The following is a 5,767-nucleotide window of genomic DNA, read 5'->3' on the forward strand; positions in this document are numbered from 1 at the left end:
GGGTAAACTCTCCTTTGAGTTCGATGTTTCCTACTACCCCACCAAGAAACATATTACGCCTCTGCCGAGTTGAGTAGTGAGGATATTCCTTCCACTCAGTCATTTGATTCAGGACCTTAAAATTTAGGGGGAGAACCTGGACTTCTTCAACAATCCCATATAAAAGGCAAAGTATCTCCAATCGCCTCTTGAAACAGGAGAATAAGGAAAGACTTGTGAACGAATCAGCATATGTGCCTTGATGCTTGAATCTGAGTGGACTCTGGAGACGAATGAGAAGAGATCCTTCATAGGTGCTATCCTGTTGTTCACTTGAAGGAACCCAAGTCTTAATTGCATTCTGGTAATTGAGGAAATCAGCATCTTCAAGGAGTTCTACCCCATCTGACGAAATAGACTCAATAGTATACCGAATCCGGTCACGACCAAAACCACGGGATTGGCCTCGAAGGAAAGCACCATAGATGTACGACGTATAGGCTATGGTCTTGCCAAGCACAAGCACAGTGAATGTCAAAGAATTTTCTTTTGGTCTGGACCAATCGTCCATGTAGAGAACAAAAGGGTGTGGCGCCCTGTTCCGCCCATAGTACATCTGATTATCTTTTTGCAGTATGGTATCAAAAACCTGTGCATATATACAACTTCCATTATGTTCACATTCTGGACACGTGTTTCTCCGGGCGATACAACAAATGTCATGGAGATTCAACCCCAATATACTTCTGAGAATAAATGCAGGAGGAACCCCATATTCGACCGGCTTCTCAAAAGAAATTGTCAAGGTGAGAGGTATATATTGAATCTGTGGAAATGGTCTCATTAATTAATTATATCACTTTTTGGTGGTAATTAATTAATAATCTATTGGAATTTCTGCTAATGGTACAAGTATTCATTCTTGAACTCTGATGGATTTATCCAATATTTCCAATGTACTCAGCAAAGTATGATACCAGAGTTGTTTCATATTGGAAGCATCCATCTATTTCCTGGCACTCCCCCGCAGCATAAATCCCAGCAAACAACCACTCATCCTTACCAATGAACACGAAGGATAGGATCATCGGCCTGGGGAAATTGGGCTTAGTCTGTTGGGATTGCCAACCCTCAAATTCCCCTTCCGATAATTGTACCCAGGGTTCATCCCTATATTTCACAATAATAGCCATGTACAGCTTGAAATCCTTCAGATAAAGTGACTTCTGATTAAGCAACTCGGAAAAAATCATTCATCAGCCTCCAAAGAAGGAAAGATGCTTTCAAACCAAATGTCTGCAATACAAAATAGCATTAGCTCCGTCTCATTTCATATTACTTTCAGGCGACATTAGCAGAAAAGCCTCCCTTGCCCCAGCGCATTCATAGATTGGATACTTGGATTGCAGCTTGGCAAGATTCAAATAAGCATCCAGGAAGAAATCACCGTTGGAATCCTTTGAGAATACCCCATAGCGCAAACCATCGGTGACAATCAAACGTCTGCAATTTTGTTTCTCAGATGCATATTCCTGTGCCTGGGACTTTGCAGTAAGACAAGAGTTATTAAGCTTCTTCACCTCAACCACAACCGAAAGGTTGCCATTTTCCCTTGGAAGCTCTGAGAACAAAGCCACATCTACCCGGTGCCACTCTACGGCCATCTTTTGTGGAGTCCAGCCGATAGACCTCAGCAAAGGTATCACAAGATATGCTACTGTCTCATATTCAGAAGGATTAATACCTTGCTGTTTGTACCATTTTGCTATACGAATCAATTCCCCGATGTCTCCCTGAAGCCTATTTATGGATGCACTCGACATTCCTTTATCATAAAGGTATTCAGATACATCGAACATCTCAAGGGCAAAGTCCATCCCAGGCTCTGCAGAGTCAAGGATCTCTGGAAGAGATGCATTGAAAGCTTTCTCGGGAATCACCAGTTCCCTCAGCCAGTCCTCGACAACCTTGGAATTCAGCAACTGGGTCGTATCTCCAAGCTTCAAGGAATACGTCTCAAATTTCTTTGGATTCTCGGGGGATTTCCACAACCAACGAACCCTTCTGCAATGTTGAAGGTCCCATCCATCAACGTCGCCGAAAGCCTCCAACCATTCATATCCCCCAACTATTTCTCCTACAGCCAGAATCGACGAAGTCCCCAAGCGTAAAACGACAAGGTCTCCACTCTGCATTTCTTCATTGAATCGCCTCAGACCAGTAACCTTCTTGGCACTCAACTTTTCTTCATGAAGAACAGCTTGACATTCCGACCATTTCCCAGCATGCCCTGGACCATTGAGAATCACACCCCACCTCAGGCATAGAGCCGAATAGTCACGATTGGTATCTCCTGCCGCTTGCTGCCAAATTTTCCGATTCAAAATATCCATTACTACCTCCCATTCAAATTGTGAGATCTATCAAAACGGCATCTTCTCCACTCCCCGATTGAAGCCTACTCTCCGAGTTCATCGATGATGACTCATTATCTCTGCCACTATAGAATTTAACCCCTCTTAACTTACATATGTCTCTTTTCAATGCAAAACCACCAACGCAGCTATACAACCACTCCTTTGGATGAATTTTGATGTCAACGAAATGATCAACTCTGGCATTACGGTACATAGGCAGGGTTTTAAGTGTTTCCAGATCCATGGTTTCAACCGACCTGTATATCAGTTCAGCCAATGCTAGCCGTTCTTCCTTGTGCTTGGGATCTAATTCATCATATATATCATCAGCCATCAGCCAAATCTCTCCGTATCGGCGCTTTACATCGTGGTCTATACTTTCGGCTCTTTTGAGCAACTCTTCATCGACATGGTCTAGCACAGGGTCTTGGTTGGGAATGATCATGATGTTATTTGAATTCCCTGTTCTGTTACAGAATACCAATCTTTTTCTGATTAAAGGATCGCTTTCATTAGTTAATCGGGCTTGTAGTTCTGCATCCATACTTTCGAGTACAAAGACAGTTGCTTCATGGGCAGTTTCAGGATGTTCATTTGAATTATCTCCTCTATACCAGTTTCTGGGATCATGGATATCGAGTGAAGCTAGGTCTTCTGCAGTAACAGAATTAAGGATCTCAAGCAATGCATGTCCGAAATCCGTATAGAGATCATCATGCATATACTGTTTGCAATAAAGCTGGTGTATCGGTACCAGGAAGAATTGTCATATTTTCCAAAAAAACCGACTATTTATGCGTAAGCGCACTATAAATCACTATTCAAATCCTGTCTGAAAACCAATAGCCTCTCATCTATGGAGGCGAACAATGGATATCAATCTTGAGGATTATGATTTTTACATCAAGCCAGGGGTAACGGATATGAGGAAAGGATCCCCCAGCCTGGCATACATCGTTCAGAACGAGATGAGACTCGAGCCCTTTTCCAAGTCGGTGTTCTTGTTTTGCGGCGGAACCAGGAGAACGATAAAGGCAATTGTCTGGGACCGCAACGGCTGGGTCGAGATCATCAAGCGGCTTGAATGTGGCTCATCGTTCAGATGGCCCAACACCGAGGAAGAGGCGCTCCAGGTGGAAATTCCAGACCTGCTCCTGTTGCTGAAAGGCTATGATGTCTGGAGAAGGTTTCCCGTTCTCAATCCAAGATATGTAGGCTAAAATGATGTCCTGAAATACCTTATTTATGCCAAATCTATTGAGCAAACCTTCGTTTTCTGCTATCATTCATCCATGGACGATATGAAGATCACGAAGGAAAACCTAGCCCGGATGTCACGTGAGGACCTTGCTGCATTGGCTCTCAACCTTTCTTCGATCGTTCAGAAAAAGGATGAGGAAATCGCTAATCTCAGGGAGCTGTACAAGCTCAGGACAGCAGAGCGATACCTCCCCTCATCCGAACAGATCGGCTGGTTGTTCCAGGAACTTGAGATCCTGGATGCAGTGCTTTCGGAAATTCCCGGGAAAGAGGAAGCCACCGAGGTTGCGGCACACAGCCGGAAGAAGCGCCCAAGGGTCAATGCCTGCACAGCACCTGCCGGAACCCCTGTATGCGATGTATTCCATACCGAGGGATGTGACGATGTGATCACCGGCAATGACGGTATTTCCTACAAGCGGGTCGAGGACAAGGTGATCAGCAAGATTGCCGTCGTTCCCCGCAAGATCGTGGTCGAGCGCCATCACTATCCCCAGTACCGCACACTTGATGTGGAAGCGGACAGGGACAACAACAAGAGGATCCTCTTTCCTTCCAAAACATCGACGCTAGGGGCATCCCCCAGCCTGGTGGCGGGTGTGGTGGTCAGCAAGTTTGACGACCACCTTCCCCTGTACCGGCAGGAGGAAATCTTCCGCAGGGATGGCTACTTCCTCCCAAGGCAGAAGCTGGCCTCCTGGGTGATAACCTACTACGAGGAGTTGCTTCCCTTTGTGGAGTACCTCAAGAAGCGGGTCTACCGTTCGGCATTCATAAGCAAGGACGAGACCAGGGTCTCGGTGCTGAATGTGAAGGGCCCTTCGGGCAAGGTTTCGAAGAACGGGTTCATGTACATAACCATAGGCGACACCTACGACGTGCAGACGCGCAAGACCCAGAGTCTCGTGCTGCTGGACTACATCCAGGGCCGTTCACGTGAGGTATTGTTCGAGGATATGACCAAGCATGGCTACACATCCCACCTGATGACCGATGGGCTCAAGGGATATCTCACCTATGACAAGCATTGCGTCTGCTGGGTCCATGCAGTACGACAGCTGAAGAAGATCCTCAAGCTCAACAAGCATGACATGCATGCACTGGAGATTGTCAAGGAAGTGGCCAAGCTCTATGACATCGATGAGCAGTACAGGAAGATGCTCCGTTGCGGGGAAATCTCAACAGAGCAGTTCCTTGCCGCCAGAAAGCAGGAATCCGAAGAGGTCATCGACAATGTGTATGCCATGGCCGAGGACACCCGCAGGCAGTACTCCCCGAAAGGGGCGATGGGAAAGGCCCTTGACTACCTGTACACCTACAAGCCGTACATGAGGACCTACCTGGATGTTGTCGAGGCAACCCCTTCGAACAATTCGTGCGAATTGGTGGCCAAAGCATTTGCGACAGGTCGCAAAAATTGGCTTTTTTCCCAATCCGTCGATGGAGCAGATGCCTCAGCCTTCTTCTACTCAATGATAGAGACGGCCAAACGATCTTCCCTCAATCCAATGGATTATGTGGAGGCCCTCTGTACCTTCGGTCCCGGCTGCAGCACCGACGAGCAGCGTGAGGCCCTGCTGCCGTGGAACATTGATCTCTCAATACTGGATGAGCTGAGAAACAGGCGTTTGAATGCTAAACCTGATCCACAGAGAACCACGGTATACAACTTCGTTGGCGCCACTAGATAGAGCTCTCAATCCGTATGCCTTGAAGCAATTCCAGGAAATTGCCTGACAGGCTTACCTCGATTTTCGCACCAAAGACATGCACTACCAACTTCTGGTCCCCAGCCGGTTGTTTATCCAATGGCTTACCCAAACCGACGAAGGGAATGATAGGCTTGGGGTCGTAGTCTTCCTCATAATACCCATATGTATGCATCCACTTGTAGAAGGTGCTTCTTCCTATTCCTGCGGTTTGAGCGTATGACAAGAAGGATCCTTTTCCTTCTTCTCTGACGGCTTTTGCCCGCTCCAGGTGAGCAAGCTTCTCTTTCCTTGTATAGGTGTGATAGTGCATCGATTACTTCTCCTTTCCTTGATTGATGATTGTGTTCATTCTATTGAAGGAGATTCGGTTGATTAAGAGCGATTTATAGTGCGCTTACT

At 46.4% G+C, this 5,767-nt stretch carries 7 protein-coding genes; 2 read left to right on the forward strand and 5 right to left on the reverse strand.

All coding sequences use genetic code 11. The features are described 5' to 3' along the window. The 4 genes from JF818_RS16310 to JF818_RS03025 all read right to left on the reverse strand — a co-directional run. On the reverse strand, positions 1 to 550 hold a 550-nt coding region (locus JF818_RS16310; protein WP_233065844.1), incomplete at its 3' end, for a hypothetical protein. Positions 551 to 917: 367 nt separating this feature from the next. Beyond that, the gene (locus tag JF818_RS03015) at positions 918 to 1,232 is read right to left on the reverse strand and encodes a hypothetical protein (protein ID WP_198890507.1); all 315 of its coding nucleotides are present in this window, start codon (positions 1,230 to 1,232) and stop codon (positions 918 to 920) included. A 72-nt stretch (positions 1,233 to 1,304) separates the two neighbouring features. After that, positions 1,305 to 2,372: a hypothetical protein gene (locus tag JF818_RS03020; protein ID WP_198890508.1), complete on the reverse strand. Its 1,068-nt coding sequence runs from the start codon at positions 2,370 to 2,372 to the stop codon at positions 1,305 to 1,307. A gap of 13 nt (positions 2,373 to 2,385) precedes the next feature. After that, on the reverse strand, positions 2,386 to 3,117 hold the full coding sequence (locus JF818_RS03025) for a hypothetical protein (protein WP_198890509.1): 732 nt from the start codon (positions 3,115 to 3,117) through the stop codon (positions 2,386 to 2,388). 148 nt (positions 3,118 to 3,265) lie between these two features. On the opposite strand from JF818_RS03025, the gene tnpB reads away from it, so the two are divergent. Continuing rightward, positions 3,266 to 3,616, forward strand: a complete 351-nt coding sequence (gene tnpB, locus JF818_RS03030) for an IS66 family insertion sequence element accessory protein TnpB (protein WP_198890510.1) — start codon at positions 3,266 to 3,268, stop codon at positions 3,614 to 3,616. 72 nt (positions 3,617 to 3,688) lie between these two features. Then, entirely contained in the window at positions 3,689 to 5,347 is a 1,659-nt protein-coding gene (locus JF818_RS03035) for an IS66 family transposase (RefSeq protein WP_198890511.1), read from the forward strand. On the opposite strand, the gene JF818_RS03040 is transcribed toward JF818_RS03035, so the two are convergent. Continuing rightward, positions 5,340 to 5,678, reverse strand: coding sequence for a hypothetical protein (locus JF818_RS03040; protein WP_198890512.1), 339 nt, complete (start codon positions 5,676 to 5,678; stop codon positions 5,340 to 5,342). The genes JF818_RS03035 and JF818_RS03040 overlap by 8 nt on opposite strands. Positions 5,679 to 5,767: the final 89 nt, after the last annotated feature.

Source organism: Sphaerochaeta sp. S2, from assembly GCF_016406725.1.
Classification (GTDB): Bacteria; Spirochaetota; Spirochaetia; order Sphaerochaetales; family Sphaerochaetaceae; genus Sphaerochaeta.

What these genes read in the sequence shown, in the direction of transcription:
- JF818_RS03015 (WP_198890507.1), bottom strand. Translation starts at nt 1,232, where the DNA reads ATGATTTTTTCCGAGTTGCTTAATCAGAAGTCACTTTATCTGAAGGAT.
- JF818_RS03020 (WP_198890508.1), bottom strand. Translation starts at nt 2,372, where the DNA reads ATGGATATTTTGAATCGGAAAATTTGGCAGCAAGCGGCAGGAGATACC.
- JF818_RS03025 (WP_198890509.1), bottom strand. Translation starts at nt 3,117, where the DNA reads ATGCATGATGATCTCTATACGGATTTCGGACATGCATTGCTTGAGATC.
- tnpB (WP_198890510.1), top strand. Translation starts at nt 3,266, where the DNA reads ATGGATATCAATCTTGAGGATTATGATTTTTACATCAAGCCAGGGGTA.
- JF818_RS03035 (WP_198890511.1), top strand. Translation starts at nt 3,689, where the DNA reads ATGGACGATATGAAGATCACGAAGGAAAACCTAGCCCGGATGTCACGT.
- JF818_RS03040 (WP_198890512.1), bottom strand. Translation starts at nt 5,678, where the DNA reads ATGCACTATCACACCTATACAAGGAAAGAGAAGCTTGCTCACCTGGAG.